The organism is Amycolatopsis marina (assembly GCF_900111885.1).
Lineage (GTDB): Bacteria > Actinomycetota > Actinomycetes > Mycobacteriales > Pseudonocardiaceae > Amycolatopsis > Amycolatopsis marina.
This window is the reverse complement of record NZ_FOKG01000005.1, coordinates 302,316-323,541: the sequence shown is the minus strand read 5'-3', so window position 1 is coordinate 323,541 and position 21,226 is coordinate 302,316. Positions and strand designations below refer to the sequence as shown.

Here is a 21,226-nt window from a genome sequence, read left to right as displayed (position 1 = left end):
TTTTTCAGGTTGGTCCTGCGACGAGGCTTGGAGGCTGCCGTGTCCGGTTCTGTGATCCTGGGTGCTGCCCGTACCCCGATCGGTCGATTGCTCGGCTCCCTGAAGGACTTCTCCGGGGCCCAGCTCGGTGGCTTCGCCATCAAGGCGGCACTGGAACGGGCGGGAGTCTCCCCGGACGCGGTGCAGTACACGATCATGGGGCAGGTCCTCACCGCGGGCGCGGGCCAGATCCCGGCACGGCAGGCCGCTGTCGCCGCGGGCATCCCGATGGACGTCCCCGCGCTGACCATCAACAAGGTCTGCCTTTCCGGGCTCGACGCCATCGCACTCGCCGACCAGCTCATCCGCGCCGGTGAGTTCGACCTCGTGGTCGCGGGCGGGCAGGAGTCGATGACCCAGGCCCCACACCTGCTGCCGAAGTCGCGCTCCGGGTTCAAGTACGGCGACACCACACTCGTCGACCACATGGCCCACGACGGTCTGTTCTGCGCGTTCGACCAGGTCGCCATGGGTGCCTCCACCGAGAAGCACAACGCGCGCTACGAACTGACCAGGGCCGAGCAGGACGAGTTCTCCGCACGGTCGCACCAGCGTGCGGCGGCGGCGATCGAGGCCGGTCACTTCGCCGACGAGATCGTCGACGTGGAGATCCCGCAGCGCAAGAAGGACCCGATCGTCTTCAGCACCGATGAGGGGGTGCGCGCGGACACCACCGTGGACGGGCTCGGCAAGCTGCGTCCCGCCTTCGCCGCAGACGGCACGATCACCGCGGGTTCGGCCTCACAGATCTCCGACGGCGCGGCGGCGGTCGTGGTCGCCAGCAGGGAGAAGGCCGAGGAGCTCGGCATCACCCCGCTCGCCGAGATCGGTGCGCACGGGGTGGTGGCCGGTCCGGACGCCAGTCTGCACGAGCAGCCCGCGAACGCCATCAAGGCGGCGCTGGCGAAGGCGAAGCTGGACGTCGGCGCACTGGACCTCGTTGAGATCAACGAGGCGTTCGCGGCCGTCGGCCTCGTCTCCACCAGGCAGCTGGGCATCGACCCGGAAAAGGTGAACGTCAACGGCGGAGCCATCGCGCTCGGCCACCCGATCGGCGCTTCCGGCGCCCGGCTGGCCGTGCACCTGGCCTACGAGCTGCGCAGGCGTGGCGGGGGCGTCGGTGCGGCCGCACTCTGTGGTGGTGGTGGCCAGGGTGACGCGCTGTTGATCACCGTGCCGAAGAGCTGACCGGGTGGCGGTCGCGGTCGACGTCGCCGAGCTGGTGGAGCGGGCGCGCGGCGGCCAGCAGCGCGCTGTCGCGCGGTTGATCTCGCTGGTCGAGGATGCGCATCCACAGTTGCGCGAGGTGGCGGCGGCACTGACGCCGCACACCGGCAACGCCACGGTCGTCGGGCTGACCGGGCCTCCCGGAGTCGGCAAGTCGACATCGACCTCGATGTTGATCTCCGCCCTGCGAGCCGAGGGCAAGCGGGTCGGTGTGCTGGCGATCGACCCGTCGTCACCGTTCTCCGGGGGCGCCCTGCTCGGTGACCGCATCCGGATGACCGAGCACGCCGTGGATCCCGGTGTGTTCATTCGCTCGATGGCCACGCGGGGTCATCTCGGCGGTCTGGCCTGGGCCACCCCTCAGGCGCTGCGTGTCCTCGACGCGGCCGGGTTCGACGTCGTGCTTGTCGAGACAGTCGGGGTAGGACAGTCTGAAGTAGATGTTGTGCGGCTCGCCGACACCACTGTCGTGCTGCTGGCTCCCGGCATGGGCGACGGAATCCAGGCCGCCAAGGCAGGCGTGCTGGAGATCGCCGACGTGTTCGTGGTGAACAAGGCGGATCGCGACGGAGCCGACACCACGGTTCGCGAACTCAAGCAGATGATTTCCTTGGCACGCAGGGAAGTACGCGGGCACTCCTGGCGTCAGCCCATCGTGCGCACCGTCGCGGTGAAGGGCGAGGGCGCCGCCCAGGTGGTCGAGGCCCTGACCGAGCACCACACCTGGCTGGAGGCCAACGACGAGTTGCGCAGGCGCCGTGCCGGCCGTGCGGCAGGCGAGGTCGAGGCCATCGCGCTGCAGTCCCTGCACGCCGAGTTGGTGGACCTGCGGGGCGGGCGCAGGCTCGCGGAACTGGCGGAGGGTGTGGTTGACCGGGTCGTGGACCCGTTCTCCGCCGCCGATCAGCTGATCGAGGGCCTGCGTTCCTGACCTCGCACCCCAAACCCGCACTTTCCCGGGAAAGTGCTATACCCCGCGCGTGCAACTATCGCACTTTCCCGGGAAAGTGCGATGCCTGGCCAAGGCCGACGTCGGCCAGCGTGGCCAGCAGGGCGTCGACCGTCGGGGTGAACGCGTGCTCGGCAGGGGCCGCATAGCCGACGATGATCCCTTGTGGATGTTGCCCCGCGCGCATCCGGTGGCTGCCGAGCGCATGTAGGTCCAGCCGCCGCCGAGCCGCCGCCGTCAGCACGTCGTCCTCGGTGGGGCCGGAGTCCGGCAGCATCAGCACCAGGTGCAGCCCAGCGGAGATACCCAGGGGGCGCAGGCCGTCGGGCACCGCTGCCAGCAGGCGGTCCCGGCGGGTGCGGTAGGCGAGTCTGCGACGGCGGACGTGCCGGTCATAGGCGCCGGAGTTGAGCAGATCCGCGAAGATCAGCTGCTCCAGGCCGGGGGTGCGCCAGCCCGTGGCGAGTAACGCCGCCCGCACGGGCCCGACCAGCGACCTGGGCAGTACCAGCCACGACAACCGCAGTGCGGGCGCCAATGCCTTGCTCGCGGTGCCCGCATAGACCACCCGCTCCGGCGCCAGGGCCTGCACGGCGCCGACCGGCTGCCGGTCGAACCGGAACTCGCCGTCGTAGTCGTCCTCGACGACCAGTGCGCCCGACGAATCCGCCCATCGGGTCAGCGTGGCTCGTCGGTCGGCGGCCAGGGTGACACCCAGTGGGTACTGGTGTGCCGGGGTGACCACCACAACCGGGCTGTCTAACTCGGACACAACGACTCCGTCGTCGTCGACGGGGACACCGACGACGGAGGCGCCCGCGGCGGCCGCGACTTCGCGGAAGTGAGGCAATGAGGGGTCTTCGAACGCGATCTCCGAGGTGCCGGAATCGCGAAGGGCAGTCGCCAGCAGGTGGATCGCGTGTGCGTGTCCGCCGCAGACGACGATCCGGTCGGGATCCGCGAGGACACCACGGCTCCGGGCGAGGTAGCGGGCGAGCGCGGCGCGCAGTTCCGGCATCCCGAGCTCGTGCGCGTAGCCGAACGAACCAGCGGGGACGTCGCGGAGTACCCGACGGGTGGCGGAGGTCCACAGTGTTCGCGGGAAGGAGGAGACGTCCGGCCTACCGGGGAGCAGGTTCCACCGGGGCGTCGAAGGCCTCGTGCCGGGGGGAGGAGGTGAACTCGCCGGAGTGCCCGCGGTGGCCACCGTGGTCGGCGCGCCCTGCCGGGTCTGGAGATAGCCCTCGGCCGCGAGATCCGCGTACACCCGGGTGACCGTGCCCCTTGCCACGCCGAGATCGAGTGCGAGCGCCCTGGTGGACGGCAACACGGACCCCTGCGGCAACCGGCCGGCGCGCAGGGTCGATCGCAGCGCGCCGGCGAGTCCCTCCCGACCGGAGGCGGGATCCCAGTCCAAGTGGAGGTCCGTCGAACTGGACCACGAAACCTGCATAGAACTGGACCATACGCGTAAGCCAGTCGTGGGTAACGTCATTGTCGTGACCAAGCGAATCCAGATCACCTCAGTCCTGCCCGAGGCATACAAGTCCGTGGCGTCCCTGCACAAGGTCGTCCAGCAGGCGGCAGCCGACGCCGGTCTCGCTCCGACCCTGCTCGAGCTGGTCAGGATCAGGGCGTCGCAGATCAACGGCTGCTCCTACTGCATCGACACGCACAGCCGGGACGCGCTGAAACTCGGTGAGTCCCAGCGCAGGCTGCTCCTGCTGCCCGCGTGGCGGGAGAGCGGACTGTTCACCGAGGCCGAACGAGTCGCACTCGCACTGACCGAGGAGGTCACCCGGCTGTCGGAGACGCGAGACGTGCCGGACGCGCTCTACGAGGAGGCGACGCAGGTCTTCACCGAAGAGCAGTACGTCGCGGTGATGTGGACGATCGGCGTCATCAACATGTTGAACAGGTTCGGCGTCCCCAGTCACAAGCCACTGCCGGAGCAGGTTTCGTGACCGCTGCGGCCCTGCGCGAACTGCACGTTCCCGGCAGCCCACTCGTGCTGCCCAACGCCTGGGACGCCGACAGTGCGCGGCTCGTCGTCGAGGCCGGGTTTCCCGTGGTGGCGACCAGTTCCGCGGCGATCGCCGCCGTGCTCGGCCATGACGACGGCGAGCAGGCGCCTGCCGGCGAGATGTTCGCGGCCGCGGCCCGGATCGTCCGGGTGGTCGAGGTCCCGGTGACCGTGGACGCCGAGGCCGGGTACGGGCTGGCTCCCGCCGAACTGGTGGCCAGGCTCGGGGAGACCGGTGCTGTCGGCTGCAACCTGGAGGACTCCGATCTCCGGGCAGGCGGGCTGCGCGCGCCGGGAGAGCAGGCGGACTTCCTCGCCGCCGTCCGGCAGGCAGCCGGGGACGGGCTGGTGATCAACGCCAGGGTCGACTGCTTCCTCAGCGCGGGAAGCGCGGGCGCGGAGAACGCCGTGCTACCGGACGCGATCGAAAGGGCGAGGCGGTATCTCGCCGCGGGCGTGGACTGCGTCTATCCGATCCACATCACCTCGGCCCCGGTGCTGCGCTCGTTCACCGAGGCCGTCGCTCCGGCAGCCGTCAACACCGCGTACCTGCCCTCAGGGCCGGACCTGGTGGGGTTGGCGAGCTGCGGGGTGGCCCGGATCTCGCTCGGGGCCGGACTCTGGCGCGCCGGCCGATCGTGGCTGTCCGGTGCACTGCGTGAGCTGGCCGGGGGCACCCCGCCCTACTGACCGTGCAGTCCGGCACTCGGCGTTCAGTCGAGTGGGTAGGTGTGGTCGTAGTTGACCGTGCAGACGAGGACATCGCGCCGGGCGGTGCCCCCGGGCGGATTCTCCAGTGGAGTGACGCTGTGCCGGAATCGCGCGTCCTCGAACACCAGCAGGTCGCCTGGTCCGAGGGTGTCCTGGAAAAGCACCGGGTCGTTCTCCTCCGGGCCGTACAGCCACGTCTGCGCACCCTGGCCGACCTTGTCCAGCACATAGATGAAGACGAACTTCTCGCCGTCCTGATGTGGTCTGGTGACCACATTGGTGTAGGTGCGGAACAGATTGACGCCGAAGGTGCCCTTCGTGTCCCGGGTCGAGCCGGGAACCAGGCCGAGGGCGAGTCGAATCCATTCCTCGAAGCAGGGGTCGGTCAGTACTTCCACGCGTGCGTACTCGCGGGGTTCCGGGCGTTCCCCGCGATTCTCGATGACGATGCTCTCGTACTCGGTGAGCGTCAACTGGTCGTCGTTCCAGTCGTACCGGACGACGTCACGTGCCCGTTCCCGGTCGACGGGCAGATCGTCCGGATAGGACCGGAGGATGCCCGGCCGGAAGAACTCGCGATGCAGGTGAGCACGGGATTCGGGCGAGAAGCCGAGTTCGTCGTCGCTGACGACGGCAAAGCCCTCGGTCTCGATCTGCTTCCTGGTAAGGGTCGCAGTTTCGGGATTCATGGGGGTCCAATACGGTCAATGGAGTAGGGGGACGCCACGGAACGGCGTCTAGGAGAACTGCTCATCGCGGACGGAGCGGATGAGCGCGCGGGTGTCCTCGGGGGGCAGCGAGTGCTGCCGGAGCGCTTCGTGATAGCCACGATATTTCTTGACCTGGCCCGGAACCTCAAGGTTCCGGAAGCCGGCGTGCGTTTCTATCTGCACGACGTCGCGGTCGAGCTCGTCGGTGAATTCGAGGTAGGCGTACATGCAGGTGCTGGTGAACCGCGGAGTGGCCGAGAACGGGAACACCCGAAGCTCGACATTAGCGTTCGTCGAACGCTCGATGAGGTGATCGAGTTGCGCTCGCATGATCTCGGGTGAGCCGACCAACTGCCGGATGCTCGACTCGTGGGTCACGGCGATCAGTTCGAGCGGGGGTTGCCCTTCCCGCTGATCGAGCATGGCCTGGCGCTTCTGTCGGATCTCCACCAACTGCTCCACCTCGTCGGCGGACCACCAGGTCTCGGCACTGCGATAGAACTCCCTGGCGTAGTCGGCCGTCTGGAGCAGGACGGGCAACACCGGGATCGTGTAGACCCGCGCGATATGCGCCTCGGCCTCGTAGGCCAGGTGGGTGCCCAGTTCCTCGGGAATCGCTCGGCTGTGGTCCTCCCACCAGCCCTGCCGGTGCGAGGCCCGTACCCAGCGGTTGAGCCGCTCGGCGATCTGGGTTCCCTCGATCTTGTACAGCCGGATCAGGTCCCGCACGTCACGTGGCTGCGGACTGCCCTGGCCGTTCTCGAGCCGGGAGAGCTTGGAGGTGGAGATCATCAGCTCCGTCGCGACGTCCTCGAGGGTGCGGCCGGACTCGGCGCGCAGCCTACGCAGCGTGTCGCCGATACGGCGCCGGGGTATCACCGGGCCCTGGACTGCCATCGCACCTCGCTAGAGGGAAGCAACTGGATATTTCGCACTGGGATCTCTTCCTGGGATTCCCAATCCGGGGATTGTAGCCCCAGATCGTGACGACGGCGTTATTTGGGACCCGCCTATGTCAAAAAGGTCATCTACCTGCACGTTCTTCGAAGTAAGCGGTTGGGCCGGTGGGTGGGGCCGTTGTAGCCGCTAGGCCGATCAGGCGAACACGCCGTGGGAATAGGATTTTGGGAATTGCAGCACGGGCATGCAGTACGGGATACTGGAGCTGCAGTCCCAGCCCTGTCACCTGAGTGCCCACCACGTCCACCGGAGGGAGACCATCGAGCACGAACGTCGGAGGGACTCGTCTTGGCTCGTCGAGCGGAGGAGGTTCAGCCAATGTTCGTGTCGTTGCGAGCGGGATTGTTCGTTCGGGTCCTGGTGGTGGTCGCGGTGGTCGCGGGAGTGCTCGCGGTGCTGCTGAGTACCGCGGTCGCGCCTCGTGCCACCGAAGAACGCGATTTCGGTCCACCGCCGATCAACTCGAAGCTGGCCGGTGCGCCACCGACATCGCAGTACCGGGTCGAGGGGACCGGCGGCGCGGGCCTGAACCTGCGCGCCTGCCCGGATCTCGGCTGCGTGAGGGTGGGCAAGCTCGGCGAGGGCAAGCCATTCACCGTCGAGTGCTGGCAGAAGGGCACCGCGGTATCCGGTGACGTGCGATGGTTCAGCGGTGATGCCGCTGGCACGAAGGGCTTCGCCTCGGGGCACTTCCTGCGCAGGCACTCGGGTACCCACGCCGCCGAGTGTGGCATGCCGGAGGCGGTGCTTGGTTGATTACTCCATTGTGGATCCCGTGGCGCCTGTCTCGATCGACAAGCAGGCGCCACGGGATCTGGAGCCGTCCGTCAGCCGATCAGCACTGCTGCTTGTAGAAGTACTGCTCGTTCGCGTCCATGTTGTCCTGGGTTATCGCGTGGAGTTCGGCCAGGATCTTGCGTTCGACGGGCTCGCCCTCGATCGCCGCGACCGCCTGCTCGACGCCCTGTCTGCCGATCGCAGCGGGGTCCTGTGCGATCAGGGCCTGAAACTCGCCCTTGCGCAGACCATCGACCTCGGACGGGCTCGCGTCGAAGCCCACCAGGTTGATCTCGCCGATCTTGCCGGTGTTGCGCAGCCCGGTGGCCGCGCCTTCGCCGGTGTTCAGGTTCGTCGCGAAGATGCCGATCAGGTCCGGGTTCGCGGCGAGAGCGGCCGTCACCTTCGAACTCGCCTCGGCGGGCTCGTTCTGCGTGAACTGCACCCCGATCGACTTCAGGTTCGGGTGGTTCTTCAGCTCTTCCTCGAATCCCTGCGCCCGCTCGTTCGTGGTCGAGGTACCGGCGATGGTGTCCAGCACCAGCACCGAGCCGGACTTCCCGCCTGCGAGTTCGGCCATCGTCTGCGCCGCCAGCTTCCCGCCGTCGGCGTTGTTCGAGGAGATGGAGGACGCGGCCACCGACTCGTCCGCCAGTGCGGTGTCCACCTCCACGATCTTCGAGCCCTTGTTCTGCACCTGCTGGATCGGTGCCTTCATCGCCTTGTCGTCGGTCGGAGCGATGATCAGTGCGGCGGGTGGGTCGGACACCAGTGCGTTGACCTTCTCCGTCTGCAGGGTCGCGTCGAACTTCGCCGGCTCCTGCGTGGTCAGTTCGTACCCGGCCTCCTTGGCCGCTGCTTCCGCACCACACCGGAGCGAGATGTAGAACGGCTCGTTCTGTGTGCCGGTGATCAGGGTGAGGTCCTTGTTGCCCGCCTGGTCCACCGGTTCTCCGCCGCTGTCGCCGACCTGGCCACCGCAGGCCGCGAGCAGCGCGGCCGCGGCCAGGATCGAACCGGTGATGGTGAGTGTTCTCTTCATGATTTCCCATCTCTCGTCGACGTCGTTGTCCAAGAAGAAATGAAGGCTCAGCGGCTGTTGCGGGACCGCCTGCGCTGCTGGTCGAACCAGACCGCGGCGATCAGGACGGCGCCCAGCGCGATCTGCTGCCAGAAGTCCTGGATTCCGACGATGTTGAAGCCCTTGGTCAGCACGGCGGGAATGAAGACGCCGATGACGGTGCCGATCATCGAACCGACCCCGCCGAACAGGCTGGTACCGCCGAGTACCACGGCGGAGATCGCGTCGAGATTGTCCATTGTGTGCGCCGCGATGGTCGTGGAGTTGTAGTAGGCCAGCGACATGAATCCCGCGATCCCGGCGAGGAATCCGGTCAACAGGTACACCAGCAGGAGGTGCCGGGTGACCCCGATGCCCGAGCGCCGTGCCGCCTCCCGGTTCGAGCCGATGGCGTACGTGTAGCGGCCGAACCTCGTGGTGTGCAGCAACCACGCGCCCAGCGCGGTGATCACCACGGCGACCAGCACGATGTTCGGCACGATTCCGAGCGAGGTGCCGTAGCCCAGCGTCTGATTCAGTTCGGTGGGCACGGTGTTGATGTCGGAACCATTGTTGAGCAGGTTGGCGGCGCCGAGCGCCGCGCCCATGGTGCCGAGCGTGACGATCAGTGGGGGAATCTTGGCGATCGCCACCAGGAGGCCGTTGACGAGGCCCCACACCGCGCCCGCGAGTACCCCTGCGACAAGGCCGACGGTGATCACTCCCCAGCCTGCCGCGGACGCGTCGCCACCGGGGCTCAACCCTTCCATCGTCTTCGCGGCCACCATTCCGGAGAAGATCAGCACCGAGCCGACCGAAAGGTCGATACCGGACGTGGTGATCACGAACGTCATCCCCACCGCCAGCACCAGCAGGACGGAGGTCTCGATCAGCAGCAACTGCGCGTTCTGGAAGGTCGGGAAGGTTTCGGGGCGCAGCAGGCTGAACATGGTGAGCAGCACCAGCAGCACCAAGAAGATCCAGAAGGTGTTGCTCGTGCGGAGCCGCTCGCTCAGGGTGCGTTTTCCGAGGCCGGACAGATCGTCCACCGGTGTGAGGGTGTGGCTCACTGCTCGGCTCCTTCCTGCTGCAGGGCGCCGGTCATCGCGCCGACCAGGTCCTCGAGCGTGGCTTCGGCCGCGGTGAAGCGGGCGATTCGCCTGCCGAGCCGGAGTACCTCGACACGGTCGGCCACGGACAACACCTCCGGCATGTTGTGACTGATCAGTACGACGGCGATGCCCTCGTCTCTGACCCTGCGAATGACATCGAGCACGCGCTCCCGCTGCCGCACGCCAAGTGCGGCCGTCGGCTCGTCCATGAAGACGACCTTGCTCGCCCAGACCACCGAGCGGGCCACGGCGACGCTCTGGCGCTGGCCGCCGGACAACGACCCGATCGGCACGTCGGTGCTCTGCAGCGTCACTCCCAGCCGCTCGAACTCCTGCACCGCCCTGCGCCGCATCTCCGCCTTGTCCAGCATTCCCAGCTTCCCCAGCAGGCCAGGGCGATGGAGTTCCCTGCCGAGAAACAGGTTGGCCGCCGGGTCGAGCTCGGGTGCCACGGCGAGGTCCTGGTAGACGGTCTCGATACCGAGTGCGCGGGCGGAGGTCGGCGTGTCGAGTGAGACCGGGCTGCCGTCCAGCAGGATCTGGCCGCTGTCGGCCTGCTCCGCACCGGAAAGGCATTTGATCAATGTGGACTTTCCGGCGCCGTTGTCCCCGATCAGCGCGGTGACCTCACCGGCGCGAGCCTGGAAGGAAGCGCCGCGAAGGGCCTCGACCGAGCCGTAGTGCTTCACCAGGTTCTCGGCCTCGAGCAGCACCGAGGGGTCGCTCTGGGTCATGACCTCGACCTCTTCTCTGGTTCCGGCGGCCTGCAACGAATCGCGGTCAGCGCACCCGCCAGTTCGAGTTCACCGGCCCCGTACGGAACGACGAGCGTGTCACCCTTGGCGACCGCGGCCTCGCCACCGTGGTCCCAGCGCAGGGTTCCGCTACCTTCGAGCACGACGAGTACGGCGAACGACGGGCGCAGGGTCAGTACGGGGTCGGGCCGAAGCTGATCGGCCCGGAAGAACTCCGCCGACTGCGGTGCGAGCAGATCCACAGTGGATCTTCGGTCGGTCCCGGTCCGGCGGACGATGGAGGCCAGCCGCTCGGCGTCCCACCCCGAGGTGTCCAGCGCTCGCAAAGCTGTGTCGAAACCGAGCCCGAGGTGCCCCTTGTCCGGCGAGGCGAGAAAGTCCCGCCATTCCATCGTCAGGGAGAAGTCCGTCGGTTGCTGCAGTTCGACGACGAACACACCGGCGCCGATCGCGTGCGGCAGTCCGGCCGGAATGTAGACGGTGTCGCCGGGGCGCACCCGCAGGCTGTTCAGTGCGTCGAGCATCGCGGGAGCGTCCTGCTCCCTGACCCACTGGTCCACGACCTGCGCGCTGGTCGTCTCCCGGAAACCGGCGTGGACGGTCGGCGCCTCGCCGGAGGTGCCGACCACGATCCACGCTTCGGTCTTGCCGAAATGGGAGTCGAAATGCCTGCGCGCGAACGAGTCCGAGGGATGGAAATGCACGGGCAGCCGCTGTCCCGCGTCCAGCAGCTTGACCAGCAGCCCCGTCGAGGAAGAGAAGGCGGACACGTGTGCCGCTCCGAGCCAGCCCTGCGGGTCGTCGCGCACCACGTCACGCAGCCACTGTCCGTCCGGCAGCGTGCTGAGCCCGGTCTGCGGGCTGCCGAACATGGTGGTCGTGGAGGCGACCCAGTCCTCGGGGCCGAACTCGCCATTACTGCCGTCGGCGCCGCGCAGTGCGGCGATCGCGCCGCCACCTCGATAGAACTGCGGCGGCTGGTTCGCCGGAAGCCGGACCGGCTCGAGCGGATGGTTCATGCCGGGGGCACCTCGCCGGATCCGCGGGGGACGAGTCGCACAGGAAGAACTACCTTTCTCGGGGTGGACTGGTCGCCGTGCAAACGCGCGAAGAGCAGTTCTGCCGCCGCTTCGCCGAGTGCGCTCACGTTGTGGGCGATGACGGTGACCGGCGGATCCAGTAGGTCCGCCAGTTCGAAGTCGTCGAAGCCCACCAGCGCGGGGCGGGTCCCGGCGTGAGCCAGCGCGCGCAGCAGGTGCACCGTCACCCGGTTGTTGCCCGCGACAACGGCCGTCGCCGCCGCAGGGCCGGCCAACAGGTGACGGACGGCCTCCCCGACGTTCTCCTCCGTCGGCGTCCGCATGATCACCAGCCGCTCGTCATAGGGGATCCCGGCGCGGGCGCACCCTTCCCGGAAGCCACGGAGTCGCTCGGCGGCGGTGAAGATGTCCGGGCTGTCGGCCAGGAAGGCGACTCGTCGGTGGCCGTGAGCGGCGAGGTGGGTTACCGCCTCGACGGTGCCGCCGATGTTGTCGACCAGCACCGTGTCGGCCACGATGTCGCCCGCCGGCCGGTCGAGGAACACCACAGGGGTACCGGCGCGCATCTCGGGCACGAGGTACCCGTGCTGCATTCCGGCAGGCACGATCAGCATCCCGTCGACCCTGCGAGCGCAGAACTCCAGTGCCAGTTCACGCTCACGGTCGCGGTTCTCGTCCGACGATCCGGTCAGCACCTGCCTGCCGTAGGACGTCGCCACTCGTTCCACCGCCCGGTTCAGCTCCGAGTAGAACGGGTTGCCGACGTCCTCGACGATCAGTCCGAGGGTCCCCGAACTGGAGCCCCTGCGGAGATTGCGCGCCCCGAGGTTGCGCCGGAACCCGAGCTGCTCGATGGCCGCGATCACACGATCAGCGGTCTCCGGGTGCACTGCGGGCTCATCGTTGACCACACGGGAGACCGTCTTGATGCTCACCCCGGCCAGCCGGGCGACATCACTCATGGTGGCTCGGCGGGATCCGCCCCGCCCACGCGACGACAACGTTGTCATAATGCGGTAGAGTGCACACCACGATCGGGTGAAATGTCAATGGCGTCACACCGCGCTCGACCGGAATCGAGCCCGTTCTGTTATGGCCCAACAAGATCAGCTTCGTTTGCGACCGGACAGGATTTTGTCAGGCGCTGGACGCATCGCGTTCTGGTGTAGACAATGTCGGGCTCGCCGAACCGCTTCGACAAGGTTGTCAGGAGTCACCTGCGGAGAAGTCCGCGTTGGACGGTGGCTGGGACGTGGGCCAGGCGTGATCTGCGTCGTAGCAAGTGCCAACTCTCACAGCGCCCCGATGTTCCCGTGAGGGCGATCACGCTGCACACTGGAATCGCAACGTCCGACAGTGTGGTTGACGTCGATGGTGGTCCGAGACGGTCGCCATCGGCGAAAGCACGTGGTCGGACGATTTTTGTGCGCAAGTACAGAGGAGGATGTGTGTCCACCAAGGCCGCAGTTCTGTTCCGGGTCGTCGCCGTCGCCGAGGCCTTCTCCTGGGCAGGGCTGCTGATCGGGATGTTCTTCAAGTACGTCCTGGAGCAGGGCGAAGGTGGGGTGCCCGTGCTCGGCATGGTGCACGGCATCGTCTTCGTGCTCTACGTCGTGGTGACTCTCGCGGTGTTCAAGCCGCTGGCCTGGCGTCCCAGGACGCTGGTGCTCGCGCTGCTCGCCAGCATTCCGCCGCTGGTCACCTGGGCCTTCGAGAAGTGGGCCCTGCGCTCGGGCAGGCTCGACGGCCCCCAGCGCAGCGTGTACGGCGGCACCGGCCTGTTCGTGTCGAAGTCCGCGGAACCCGCCGGCGTCTGAGCGCGACTCCCGGTTACTCGCACTTTCCCGGGAAAGTGCGATACGTGCACGCGCAAGTACCGCACTTTCCCGGGAAAGTGCGAGCCTGGCTACTCGCCGAAGTCGCCGGTGGCCTTGCGGATCCGGGTCAACAGGTCGATCAGCTGAGCTGTCTGCTTCGACGTGAGACCCCGCATGCCGAAGTCGATCTCGGTGACGGCCGACGTCGCCGCTTCCCTGCGCGCCCGGCCGTCGTCGGTGATCTCGACCAGCGTCGTCCGCCGGTCCGTCGGATGCGGCACGCGCTTGACCAGCCCGTCCTTCTCCAGCCGGTCGACGATGTTGGTGACGCTCGTGGGATGCAACTGCAGTCGCTCGCCCATCACCCGCATCGGCAGGCTGGCGCTGCGCGCGAAGGTGAGCAGCACCAGCGCCTCGTAGCGGGCGAACGTCAGCCCATGCGGCTTCAGCGCGTTGTCCACTGCGGACTGGATGATCTGCTGGACGCGCATCAGCCCGGTGACCGCGGCCATGGTGTCGGAGGGGCCGATACGGTCTTCCCACAGCTGTGCCGCGCGGGCGATCGGGTCGAACGGCAGCGGACGGTTCATGGGAATCGAAGTTACCAGCGGGTACCCCTGAGCTGGGCAAGGGCGTCGATTCCGCGGTCCCCGACGGTCATCCGAAGCAGCGCACTTTCGCGGAAAAGTACGGTTGGGCCGCGCTCGCACTGCTAACGTCGACGCTCGTGGCGGCGCGTGTTCCTTCCCTGATTCCCGGCGTCGTCGACCGCCATATCCTGCACGTCCTGCAACCGAGGTGGGCGCGGGCGCGTTCGTACCTGTTGGTGGCGCTGGCCGGTGTCCCGCTGCTGATCCTGCTGTCCAGTGCGCTGCTGGTCGCCGTGGCCGCGGCCCACGAGTTCGCCTGGTGGTTGGTGCTGCCCCTGTTAGGGTCGGCGCTGCCCGCGCTGGTGCTGGCGGCCCGGTTGTCCACGTTGACACTCGAACCGCACCGCTGGCTCAAGGCCGCGTTCCTCACCGCGGGTTGCCAACTGCTCATCGGCGGTATCCCGGCGGTCGGGATGGCCGTGAACGCCGGGTCGGGCGGCGCCTCCGCGGCCGCTACGGTCGCCTTCCTCGCGCAGTGGGCCCTGCTCGTTCTCGGTTGTGTTTTCGCCTACCGGGCGAGCAGGGTGTTGCTCGTCCCGGTCTGCCCGGAACTCGCCGCGACGCCGTTCACCGTGGCCTTCCGGGCCCGCCTGCCGAACATCGGCGACGGCCTGCTCTCCGGCTCGGCGCGCGTGGCACGGGATCGGGTCGAGTGGTCGGCACGGCGGCACAAGGGCCGTGGCGGCCCGACCGCGGAGGGGCAGTTCACCTTCGAGCACGTGCGGGCGGTCCGGGTGTCGGCGCTGCCACCCGCGACACAGCACATCCCGTGGTTACGGCTCTCCGACGGGTCCACGATGTACACCTCGCCGGGACCGGCGGTGATCCTGAGTACAGACGCGGGGGAGTGCATGCTCCCCATTGCCGACGCGGGCCTGTTCGCCGACCTGCTGAATCGGCGGATTGCGGCGTGGCGGGGAGGGCCGGCTCGCTAGGGTGCCCTGAAACGCGGCGCACACCCGGAGGTAGCAGCGGTCATGGTGAGTCCGAACCCAGCGGAGGCAGGCGAGAAACTCGAGCAGTGGGCCGAGGGCCTGCAGCGAAAGGCGCAGCGCTACACCCAGTTGCACGAGCGGCTCAACGCCACGAGCGTGACGGAGACCTCGAAGGGCGGCGAGGTGACGATCACCGTCGACGCGAACGGGGTGCCCACCGCGCTCAGCCTCGGGGAGCGGACGCGGGGGATGGACCCGCCCGCGGTGGCGGCCCAGGTCATGGCGACCATGCGGCGTGCGCAGGCCAAGCTGCGCGAGGAGGTCAGCGGTCTCGTGCACGAGACCGTGGGCGACGACGGGCCGGGCAACAACATCATCGGTCAGTACGCGGAACGCTTCCCGGACCAGCAGGAGCCGGGAGCCGACGAGGGGCCGACGGAGATGGCGATCGGCAACCTCGAAGTGGAGAACCGCGAATCGCGGCGCCCCGACCAGCAGCAGCCGCCGGAGTCCCCGCGGTCGGAACCACAGCGTCCCGCCTCGCGTCCACGTTCTGACGATGACGACGACTGGGGTGGCCAGTCGATCCTGCGTCGAGGGGAGTTCTGACGGTGAGCGAGGGATACGAGGTCGAACCGGAGCGGGTCCGCGCACACGCGGAAACGGTACGGGGTTTCCAGGACAGGGCGGCGAAGGCAGCCGCCGCAGGTACCCACCTGAGTGGTCTCGACGACGCGTACGGCGTGCTCTGCCAGCCTTTCGGCGCGATGCTCAACGAGCCCCAGAGCCGTGGCACGGAAGCGTTGACCAAGACCGCTGACGTCACCGGAAGCCTCGCTGAGGGCCTCACCGCGGCGGCTGATGCCTACGAGCAGCTCGAAGAACGGATCGAGGAGCTGATGGTGCAGCTGGAGCGCTCGGTCACCGATGCGGGCGCCTGCGTGCCGACGGTGGAGGCCTGATGACCGCCGGAACCGACGAGCCGCTGGTCGAGCCGAACACCGACCCCGACAACTACTACGCCGAGGACCGCGAGGACGGCGACCCGTTCACGAACATGGGCGCTCCCGACCCGGAGTCCGGCACCGGGTTCATGACCGGGGTCACCGCGTTCGAGGCAGGCTGGGCGATCGCCGACGGCATCGACAGCGGGAACTGGATGGTCGCGGTCAGCGGCCTCGTCGCGGGCGGCCTCGACGTCGCGGGAGCCGTGACCGATCCGCTCGGCTACGTCGCGGGCCAGGTGATCTCCTGGATGCTCGAGCACATCGAGCCCGCACGGGAGGCGCTCAACGAGCTGGCCGGCAACCCCGACATGGTCAAGGCGTACGCGCAGTCCTGGACCAACATCGAGGAGGAGATGACGGCCGTCGGGTCGGAGCTGCAGGCCGAGGCGCCGCGCGGGACCGTGACCTGGACGGGCGAGGCAGGCGACGCCTACCGCAAGAAGGCCGAGGCGCTGGCGGGACTCTACGGCGGCACCGCGGGCGTGGCCCACGGCATCGCCTCCCTGACGACCAGCATGGCCGAGGTCGTCAACGGTGTCCGCACGGCGGTGCGCGACCTGATCGCGAGCATCGCCGGGTCCCTGATCAGCTGGACCATCGAGCTGTTGGCCTCGCTGGGAACGGCGGCCCCGTTGGTGGTGGCGCAGGCGACCTCGGCGATCGCCCGCGTGGTGACCAAGGTGGGTCTGCTGCTCAAGTCCCTCGGCAAGGCGCTGTTCAGCGCGCTGGATCTGCTGGTGGTGCTGCGCGACCTGCTCGACGGTTTCATCCGCGCGCTGAACGCGCTGGAGGAGGGAAAGCAGACGGCTCCCGCAGGAGCGGGCGGAGGTTCGTGGTGAAGGACAGCAGCAGCTGATCGGAGGAATCGCCCATGATCGTCGCATTCAGCGTCAGCCCGTCCGGCGGGGAACCGGACGGCGGAGTCAGTGAGGCCGTTTCGCGGGCGGTGCGCGTGGTCCGCGAGTCCGGGTTGCCCAACTCGACCAACGCGATGTTCACCAACGTCGAGGGCTCCTGGGACGAGGTGATGGACGTCGTGAAGCGGGCGGTCGAGGCCGCGGGCGAGGGAGCGTCGCGGGTCGGGCTGGTGCTCAAGGCCGACATTCGTCCCGGCTATGACGAGGGACAACTCGAAGCCAAGGTCGAACGGGTCGAGAAGCGCCTCGGCTGACTGCCGGGGGTGAACAACCCGACTTTTGAACAGCACACGGGTATGTCCCGACCTGCGGTGAAGCCGCGACCGACTCGTGCCAGGATGGAGTCGTGACACACCCACGCGGATCAGCACAGTCAGCAGCCATGTCCGCCGCGCTGTCCGGCGCGGTCGATCTGTCCGGTCTCAAGGCCCGCGCGGACGCGGCCCGGCAGCAACCGGCGGGCGCCCCCGCGGGCTCCGGCGCCCCGGCTTCGGGCGGCGGCGCCGCGGTGATCGACGTCAGCGAGGCCACCTTCCAGGCGGAGGTCGTCGAGCGGTCGATGGAGACACTCGTCGTCGTCGATCTGTGGGCCGAGTGGTGCGGGCCGTGTAAGCAGCTCAGCCCGTTGCTGGAGAAGCTCGCAGGCGAGGCGAACGGTGCCTGGGTGCTCGCGAAGATCGACGTCGACGCGAACCCGCGCATCTCGCAGCTGTTCGGTGTCCAGTCCATCCCGACGATCGTGGCGATCGCGGGTGGGCAGCCGGTGGACGCGTTCTCCGGCGCACTGCCGGAGCCGCAGATCCGGCAGTGGCTCAACTCCCTGCTCGACGCGCTGCGCGACAAGCTGCCCGGCATCAGTGCCGCGGAACAGGCCGGCGTGGCGGATGCGGGCGAGGAGCAGGAGGACCCTCGGTTCACCGAGGCGGAGGACGCGCTGGAGCGCGGGGACTTCGCCGCGGCCGAGGCCGCCTACGAGCGCATCCTGGACGCCGAACCGGCCAACGAGCAGGCCAAGGCCGCGCTGGTGCAGGTCAAGTTCGCCGCACGGGCCAGCAAGGTGGATCCTTCGGCCGTCCCCCGCGCGGAGGCGGCGCCGGACGACCTGGACGCGCAGCTCGCCGCCGCCGACGTCGAGGTCGCGCAGCAGCGGGTCGAGGACGCCTTCGCCCGGCTGATCGCCGCGGTGCGCCGGACGTCGGGAGAGGACCGCAACCGTGTGCGCGAGCACCTGGTCGGCCTCTTCGACCTGTTCGACCCCGCCGACGAGCGTGTGCTGAAGGCCCGCAGGGACCTCGCCAGCGCGCTGTTCTGAGTACGAACTGACCAGTGCCCTGGCACCTGTACGGTGCCAGGGCACTGACTTCAGGACCTGTCTGTGAACTCGGGGCCGCGATCGAGTCGCCAGGGCGCTGAGTCCCAGGGACTGTCCGGTTCTGCTGGTTGGCGCCCTGCCGCCTCGATAGCGGGACTTCGTCGGCCGAGTTCCACGGATCACCGTGACCACGCAACTTCCGGTTCTCAGACGCTCTCTCAGGCGTAGTTCGTGCTGCAGGGGCCGGAACCCTCCAGGTAGCCGGTACGCAGTGCCGCGACGCGGGCGAACCCGCTCGCGACCGGGATGCCGTTGACATCCGCCGCGATGAGGCTCTTGGGCTGCAGCAGTTCGGCGATCGCCTCGTCGAGGTCGCCCGGCGAGAGCCGGAGCATGTTGCCTTCGGTGTTCGTCGCTCCGGCCCAGGCTCCGACCAGACAGGCGGTACGCAGGCCCGCGTTGACGTTGTCCAGCTCCGCGCCGACCCCGTGCTGGATGCCCTGCGCGTACCGCGAGGCGATCTCGGCGAATGCCGCGAAGTCGCCGATGCCGGTCGTCTCCCTGCCGCGGAACTCCGCCTCGCGGTCCACCGGCTGCCCGAGTTCGGCCAGTGCGGCAAGGTCGATGCTCACCGTGTTGCTGTCCGCGCAGTACGACGCCGGTGGTGTGCTCGGCCCGTTCGGGCAGCTGCCGCCGTCATCGGCGATCTTCGGCGCCTGCACCCCCGCCTCCGAGAAGGCCTGGTCCAGGCTCTGCTGCAGATGGCCGATCGCTTTCGCGTCGATCCGGGTGTCACCCTCACCCTTGTCCCCGGAGTGGAACGGCAGTTCGGTGATCCGCGAGTCCACGTCCGCCTGGTCGATCTTCGCGCAGGCCGCGGGCCCGTCCTCGAAGCCGAGCTGGAACGCGAACGTACGGTCGAACGCGGTACCGTGCGCGCCCGGATCCCGCGCCGACTGCCCGGCCTGGTCGCGGATGAAGAACATCGAGGCGAGAACCTGGTTGAGCCCCTCGGAAGTGGACACGCTGAAGTACTGGCTGCGGTCCTCGGCCATCCAGCGGAAGTAGCCGCCGGTGAAGCAGTCCGCCTGCTGCTCCTTCACGATCGTCGTGGTCCGCTTGTCGATTCCGGCCTTGTCCCCGAGCCGGTACTGGACGGCGTGGCCGTACTCGTGGCCGAGCACCGTCACGATGGCCATCGGGCCGAAGCGTTCGCGCAGCAGCGGCAGCAACTGCCCCCTGTCCCAGGCCACCAGGTCCTCGGGCGGACAGTAGAAGGCGTTCATCATCGCGTCGCGGGTCGATGCCCCGCACACCTCGACGGCCTTGCCGTCGGGGTCGTAGGACAGCAGTGACTTCACCGGTTCGAACTGCTGCCCGAACACCGAGGGAAGGTGCTCGGACCAGTAGGCGCTGACATCGGCGATCGCCGCGGTCGCGATCGTGTCCTCTTCGGACTTCGTGACCCCCCGGACGTCGAGGCCCGGATCTGGGGCGTCGGGTTTGAGTCCGCTTTCGAAATGGGTGACCGGCAGGCCGGCCACGTCCCCGACGGTGCGCGGTTGCCCGGCCCTCTCCGCACTGTCGCATGCGGCGGTGCCGCCGAGCGCGGCGACGGCCAGCATCGCGATCAACGCCGTCCGTCCCCCGTGCCGCCGTCGATAGTTCATGCTCGCCCGTTCCCCGTCCTGTTCGCGCCACCCCGGTCGCAGGCACCTTACCCAGGGGGATGACGTGCCGTCCCCGGATCACCCGAGGCCGCAGCTACCGGGGCCGTCGGTGACGCCATCGCGGAACGCCGCCACGCGTTCGTAGCCGGAGCCGATGGCCGCGCCCGCGACGTCCCTGGCCGGATATTCGTAGCCGAGCAGCACCTGCACGGCCTCGTCGAGATCTCCCGGCGACACGGTGAAATCCCGCTCCGGGCGCAGCAACGAGCCGGTGTATGCGCCGGTGAGACACAGCACCGCCCGCTGGGCCTTCGCTCCCTCGACCGGCCGCCCTGTGGCATGGAGTGCGGCCAGCGCGTACCTGGAGGCGAGCAGGGTTCCGGTGCCGTAGTCGCCGATCGAGGTGTGCACCTCGCGCACCGTGGCGTCCGCCCACACCCGCACCGCCCGCGCGTCGGGGCAGTAGGCGGCGGCTCCCTGCGCCGCGCCGGAACAGCTGGGCTCGCTGTCGACCGTGTCCAGGGGCGGTGGCGTCCACTGACCGCCCGCCCCTTCGACGAGTCCGGTGAAGTAGGGGCCGAGATCCGCGGACATCGCGTTCACCAGGTCCGGCAGCGGCAGGTTCCCGCCGCGCTCCAGATCCGCCATGCTGGTGAACTCCCGCTGCGTGAACTCCCGGTTGCGTGCCGTCATCTCCGAGCACGGTTGTGCTCCTTCGGCGTAGCCGTCTTGAAACGCCGAGACCCGGTCGAAGGCATCGCCGTGTGCTCCCTGCTCGTGCGTGCCGGTCCCCACCGGGTCGCGGAAGGTGATCAGCGCGCGCAGCGCGGGGTCGAGGTCGCGTGGCTCGAGCCGGAGGTGCGTGGCCTCGCCGTCGACGACCCAGCGGAGGAAGGCGCCCGCGTAGCAGTCGGCCATTGCCTCGGTGACGATCGTCGGGTAGAGCCCGCCCGTGTCCGCCTGGCCCCGGGCGATGCCCGCCCGCTGCTGGACGGCGTGGCCGATCTCGTGCGCCAGCACCAGCATGACCGCGCCCGCGCCGTAGCGTTCGGTCAGTACCGGCAGCAGCGCCGCCCTGTCCCACACGATGACGTCCTCACTGGGGCAGTAGTAGGCGTTGCCCGCGATGACCGCCGCGTCCTCGGTGCAGGGTGGAGCCGTCGCACCGGCATCGGCGGTATCGGACGAGTGGAAGCCGCCGTCCAGTTCCTGCCACTGATCGCCGAAGATCTCGGGATACCGCTGACGCCAGTAGTCCTGCACGTCGGTGAGCACCGTCGCCGCCAGCCGGTCGATCTCCCCGCCATCGCTGCCCCGCACGAACCCCGGGTCCACAAGGGAGGCCGTGTTCCGCTCGACCGTGTCGGCGACAATCGTCGAGCTGGGGTGAGCCGTGCCGCCGACAGCGGCGCACCCGTTGCCCAGCAGGGCAAGCAGGGCGAGCACCGGTACCAGCCTTATTGCCGCGCGGTGTGTCACGGTCCCATTCTGCGCGAGGGGCGCCACGGTGTCCGCGTGCCCGGCTCACACTGTGGGTGCGGGGCCGACCGCAGTG

At 68.6% G+C, this 21,226-nt stretch carries 23 protein-coding genes; 12 read left to right on the top strand and 11 right to left on the bottom strand.

Annotation, left to right across the window (positions count from 1 at the left end):
* Window positions 1–39 precede the first annotated feature (39 nt).
* Together BM199_RS11185 and meaB are read left to right on the top strand one after the other, a co-directional pair.
* Entirely contained in the window at window positions 40–1,227 is a 1,188-nt protein-coding gene (locus BM199_RS11185) for an acetyl-CoA C-acetyltransferase (protein ID WP_091672633.1), read from the top strand.
* A 4-nt stretch (window positions 1,228–1,231) separates the two neighbouring features.
* The gene (gene meaB / locus BM199_RS11180; protein WP_091672631.1) at window positions 1,232–2,197 is read left to right on the top strand and encodes a methylmalonyl Co-A mutase-associated GTPase MeaB; all 966 of its coding nucleotides are present in this window, start codon (window positions 1,232–1,234) and stop codon (window positions 2,195–2,197) included.
* Window positions 2,198–2,252: 55 nt separating this feature from the next.
* On the opposite strand, the gene pdxR is transcribed toward meaB, so the two are convergent.
* On the bottom strand, window positions 2,253–3,668 hold the full coding sequence (gene pdxR / locus BM199_RS11175; RefSeq protein ID WP_091672629.1) for a MocR-like pyridoxine biosynthesis transcription factor PdxR: 1,416 nt from the start codon (window positions 3,666–3,668) through the stop codon (window positions 2,253–2,255).
* Window positions 3,669–3,714: 46 nt separating this feature from the next.
* On the opposite strand from pdxR, the gene BM199_RS11170 reads away from it, so the two are divergent.
* Both BM199_RS11170 and BM199_RS11165 read left to right on the top strand, forming a co-directional pair.
* Window positions 3,715–4,179, top strand: a complete 465-nt coding sequence (locus BM199_RS11170; protein WP_091672735.1) for a carboxymuconolactone decarboxylase family protein — start codon at window positions 3,715–3,717, stop codon at window positions 4,177–4,179.
* Window positions 4,176–4,928, top strand: a complete 753-nt coding sequence (locus BM199_RS11165) for an isocitrate lyase/PEP mutase family protein (RefSeq protein WP_091672628.1) — start codon at window positions 4,176–4,178, stop codon at window positions 4,926–4,928. Before BM199_RS11170 ends, BM199_RS11165 begins: the two co-directional genes overlap by 4 nt.
* Before the next feature lie 23 nt (window positions 4,929–4,951).
* Here BM199_RS11165 and BM199_RS11160 read toward each other — a convergent pair whose 3' ends face one another.
* Window positions 4,952–5,638: a 2OG-Fe dioxygenase family protein gene (locus BM199_RS11160; protein ID WP_091672626.1), complete on the bottom strand. Its 687-nt coding sequence runs from the start codon at window positions 5,636–5,638 to the stop codon at window positions 4,952–4,954.
* A gap of 48 nt (window positions 5,639–5,686) precedes the next feature.
* Window positions 5,687–6,556 (bottom strand): helix-turn-helix domain-containing protein, encoded by an 870-nt coding sequence (locus tag BM199_RS11155; RefSeq protein ID WP_091672625.1) that lies wholly within the window; start codon window positions 6,554–6,556, stop codon window positions 5,687–5,689.
* Between the two features lie 381 nt (window positions 6,557–6,937).
* Here BM199_RS11155 and BM199_RS11150 point away from each other — a divergent pair, with 381 nt between their 5' ends.
* Window positions 6,938–7,375 (top strand): hypothetical protein, encoded by a 438-nt coding sequence (locus tag BM199_RS11150; protein WP_091672623.1) that lies wholly within the window; start codon window positions 6,938–6,940, stop codon window positions 7,373–7,375.
* Window positions 7,376–7,454: 79 nt separating this feature from the next.
* Here BM199_RS11150 and BM199_RS11145 read toward each other — a convergent pair whose 3' ends face one another.
* From BM199_RS11145 to BM199_RS11125, 5 genes are read right to left on the bottom strand one after another with little or no spacing between them, the layout of a single operon-like run.
* The gene (locus tag BM199_RS11145; protein WP_091672733.1) at window positions 7,455–8,438 is read right to left on the bottom strand and encodes an ABC transporter substrate-binding protein; all 984 of its coding nucleotides are present in this window, start codon (window positions 8,436–8,438) and stop codon (window positions 7,455–7,457) included.
* A gap of 47 nt (window positions 8,439–8,485) precedes the next feature.
* On the bottom strand, window positions 8,486–9,526 hold the full coding sequence (locus BM199_RS11140) for an ABC transporter permease (protein ID WP_245788285.1): 1,041 nt from the start codon (window positions 9,524–9,526) through the stop codon (window positions 8,486–8,488).
* Window positions 9,523–10,302 (bottom strand): ATP-binding cassette domain-containing protein, encoded by a 780-nt coding sequence (locus BM199_RS11135; RefSeq protein ID WP_091672621.1) that lies wholly within the window; start codon window positions 10,300–10,302, stop codon window positions 9,523–9,525. The genes BM199_RS11140 and BM199_RS11135 overlap by 4 nt, the downstream gene beginning before the upstream one ends.
* Complete coding sequence (locus BM199_RS11130; protein ID WP_091672619.1) at window positions 10,299–11,342, bottom strand: class I mannose-6-phosphate isomerase; 1,044 nt, start codon at window positions 11,340–11,342, stop codon at window positions 10,299–10,301. The genes BM199_RS11135 and BM199_RS11130 overlap by 4 nt, the downstream gene beginning before the upstream one ends.
* Window positions 11,339–12,325: a LacI family DNA-binding transcriptional regulator gene (locus BM199_RS11125; RefSeq protein ID WP_091672618.1), complete on the bottom strand. Its 987-nt coding sequence runs from the start codon at window positions 12,323–12,325 to the stop codon at window positions 11,339–11,341. The genes BM199_RS11130 and BM199_RS11125 overlap by 4 nt, the downstream gene beginning before the upstream one ends.
* 486 nt (window positions 12,326–12,811) lie before the next feature.
* Here BM199_RS11125 and BM199_RS11120 point away from each other — a divergent pair, with 486 nt between their 5' ends.
* A complete protein-coding gene (locus BM199_RS11120; RefSeq protein WP_091672616.1) occupies window positions 12,812–13,180 on the top strand; it encodes a DUF3817 domain-containing protein in 369 nt (122 codons plus the stop codon).
* Between the two features lie 89 nt (window positions 13,181–13,269).
* Here the strand turns inward: BM199_RS11120 and BM199_RS11115 are convergent, their stop codons facing one another.
* On the bottom strand, window positions 13,270–13,770 hold the full coding sequence (locus BM199_RS11115) for a MarR family winged helix-turn-helix transcriptional regulator (RefSeq protein ID WP_091672614.1): 501 nt from the start codon (window positions 13,768–13,770) through the stop codon (window positions 13,270–13,272).
* Between the two features lie 137 nt (window positions 13,771–13,907).
* On the opposite strand from BM199_RS11115, the gene BM199_RS11110 reads away from it, so the two are divergent.
* The 6 genes from BM199_RS11110 to BM199_RS11085 all read left to right on the top strand — a co-directional run bounded on the left by BM199_RS11110 (window position 13,908) and on the right by BM199_RS11085 (window position 18,001).
* A complete protein-coding gene (locus BM199_RS11110) occupies window positions 13,908–14,765 on the top strand; it encodes a hypothetical protein (RefSeq protein WP_143101815.1) in 858 nt (285 codons plus the stop codon).
* A gap of 42 nt (window positions 14,766–14,807) precedes the next feature.
* Window positions 14,808–15,374: a YbaB/EbfC family nucleoid-associated protein gene (locus BM199_RS11105; protein WP_091672610.1), complete on the top strand. Its 567-nt coding sequence runs from the start codon at window positions 14,808–14,810 to the stop codon at window positions 15,372–15,374.
* 2 nt (window positions 15,375–15,376) lie between these two features.
* A complete protein-coding gene (locus tag BM199_RS11100; protein ID WP_091672608.1) occupies window positions 15,377–15,727 on the top strand; it encodes a type VII secretion target in 351 nt (116 codons plus the stop codon).
* The gene (locus BM199_RS11095) at window positions 15,727–16,611 is read left to right on the top strand and encodes a WXG100 family type VII secretion target (RefSeq protein WP_091672606.1); all 885 of its coding nucleotides are present in this window, start codon (window positions 15,727–15,729) and stop codon (window positions 16,609–16,611) included. The genes BM199_RS11100 and BM199_RS11095 overlap by 1 nt, the downstream gene beginning before the upstream one ends.
* A 32-nt stretch (window positions 16,612–16,643) precedes the next feature.
* Window positions 16,644–16,943 carry a thiamine-binding protein gene (locus BM199_RS11090; RefSeq protein WP_091672604.1) on the top strand — a complete coding sequence of 100 codons (300 nt, stop codon included), beginning with the start codon at window positions 16,644–16,646 and terminating at the stop codon, window positions 16,941–16,943.
* Between the two features lie 128 nt (window positions 16,944–17,071).
* Window positions 17,072–18,001 carry a tetratricopeptide repeat protein gene (locus tag BM199_RS11085; protein ID WP_177242572.1) on the top strand — a complete coding sequence of 310 codons (930 nt, stop codon included), beginning with the start codon at window positions 17,072–17,074 and terminating at the stop codon, window positions 17,999–18,001.
* Window positions 18,002–18,219: 218 nt separating this feature from the next.
* On the opposite strand, the gene BM199_RS11080 is transcribed toward BM199_RS11085, so the two are convergent.
* Window positions 18,220–19,671, bottom strand: a complete 1,452-nt coding sequence (locus BM199_RS11080) for a neutral zinc metallopeptidase (protein WP_091672600.1) — start codon at window positions 19,669–19,671, stop codon at window positions 18,220–18,222.
* A gap of 78 nt (window positions 19,672–19,749) precedes the next feature.
* Window positions 19,750–21,117 (bottom strand): neutral zinc metallopeptidase, encoded by a 1,368-nt coding sequence (locus BM199_RS11075; RefSeq protein ID WP_245788284.1) that lies wholly within the window; start codon window positions 21,115–21,117, stop codon window positions 19,750–19,752.
* Window positions 21,118–21,226: the final 109 nt, after the last annotated feature.

Excerpts from the sequence above, each read along its gene's own strand:
- BM199_RS11135 (WP_091672621.1), bottom strand. The coding sequence starts at position 10,302 with ATGACCCAGAGCGACCCCTCGGTGCTGCTCGAGGCCGAGAACCTGGTG.
- BM199_RS11095 (WP_091672606.1), top strand. The coding sequence starts at position 15,727 with ATGACCGCCGGAACCGACGAGCCGCTGGTCGAGCCGAACACCGACCCC.
- BM199_RS11090 (WP_091672604.1), top strand. The coding sequence starts at position 16,644 with ATGATCGTCGCATTCAGCGTCAGCCCGTCCGGCGGGGAACCGGACGGC.
- BM199_RS11155 (WP_091672625.1), bottom strand. The coding sequence starts at position 6,556 with ATGGCAGTCCAGGGCCCGGTGATACCCCGGCGCCGTATCGGCGACACG.
- BM199_RS11150 (WP_091672623.1), top strand. The coding sequence starts at position 6,938 with ATGTTCGTGTCGTTGCGAGCGGGATTGTTCGTTCGGGTCCTGGTGGTG.
- BM199_RS11080 (WP_091672600.1), bottom strand. The coding sequence starts at position 19,671 with ATGAACTATCGACGGCGGCACGGGGGACGGACGGCGTTGATCGCGATG.
- BM199_RS11145 (WP_091672733.1), bottom strand. The coding sequence starts at position 8,438 with ATGAAGAGAACACTCACCATCACCGGTTCGATCCTGGCCGCGGCCGCG.
- BM199_RS11160 (WP_091672626.1), bottom strand. The coding sequence starts at position 5,638 with ATGAATCCCGAAACTGCGACCCTTACCAGGAAGCAGATCGAGACCGAG.
- pdxR (WP_091672629.1), bottom strand. The coding sequence starts at position 3,668 with ATGCAGGTTTCGTGGTCCAGTTCGACGGACCTCCACTTGGACTGGGAT.
- BM199_RS11085 (WP_177242572.1), top strand. The coding sequence starts at position 17,072 with ATGTCCGCCGCGCTGTCCGGCGCGGTCGATCTGTCCGGTCTCAAGGCC.
- BM199_RS11125 (WP_091672618.1), bottom strand. The coding sequence starts at position 12,325 with ATGAGTGATGTCGCCCGGCTGGCCGGGGTGAGCATCAAGACGGTCTCC.
- BM199_RS11105 (WP_091672610.1), top strand. The coding sequence starts at position 14,808 with ATGGTGAGTCCGAACCCAGCGGAGGCAGGCGAGAAACTCGAGCAGTGG.
- BM199_RS11130 (WP_091672619.1), bottom strand. The coding sequence starts at position 11,342 with ATGAACCATCCGCTCGAGCCGGTCCGGCTTCCGGCGAACCAGCCGCCG.
- BM199_RS11115 (WP_091672614.1), bottom strand. The coding sequence starts at position 13,770 with ATGAACCGTCCGCTGCCGTTCGACCCGATCGCCCGCGCGGCACAGCTG.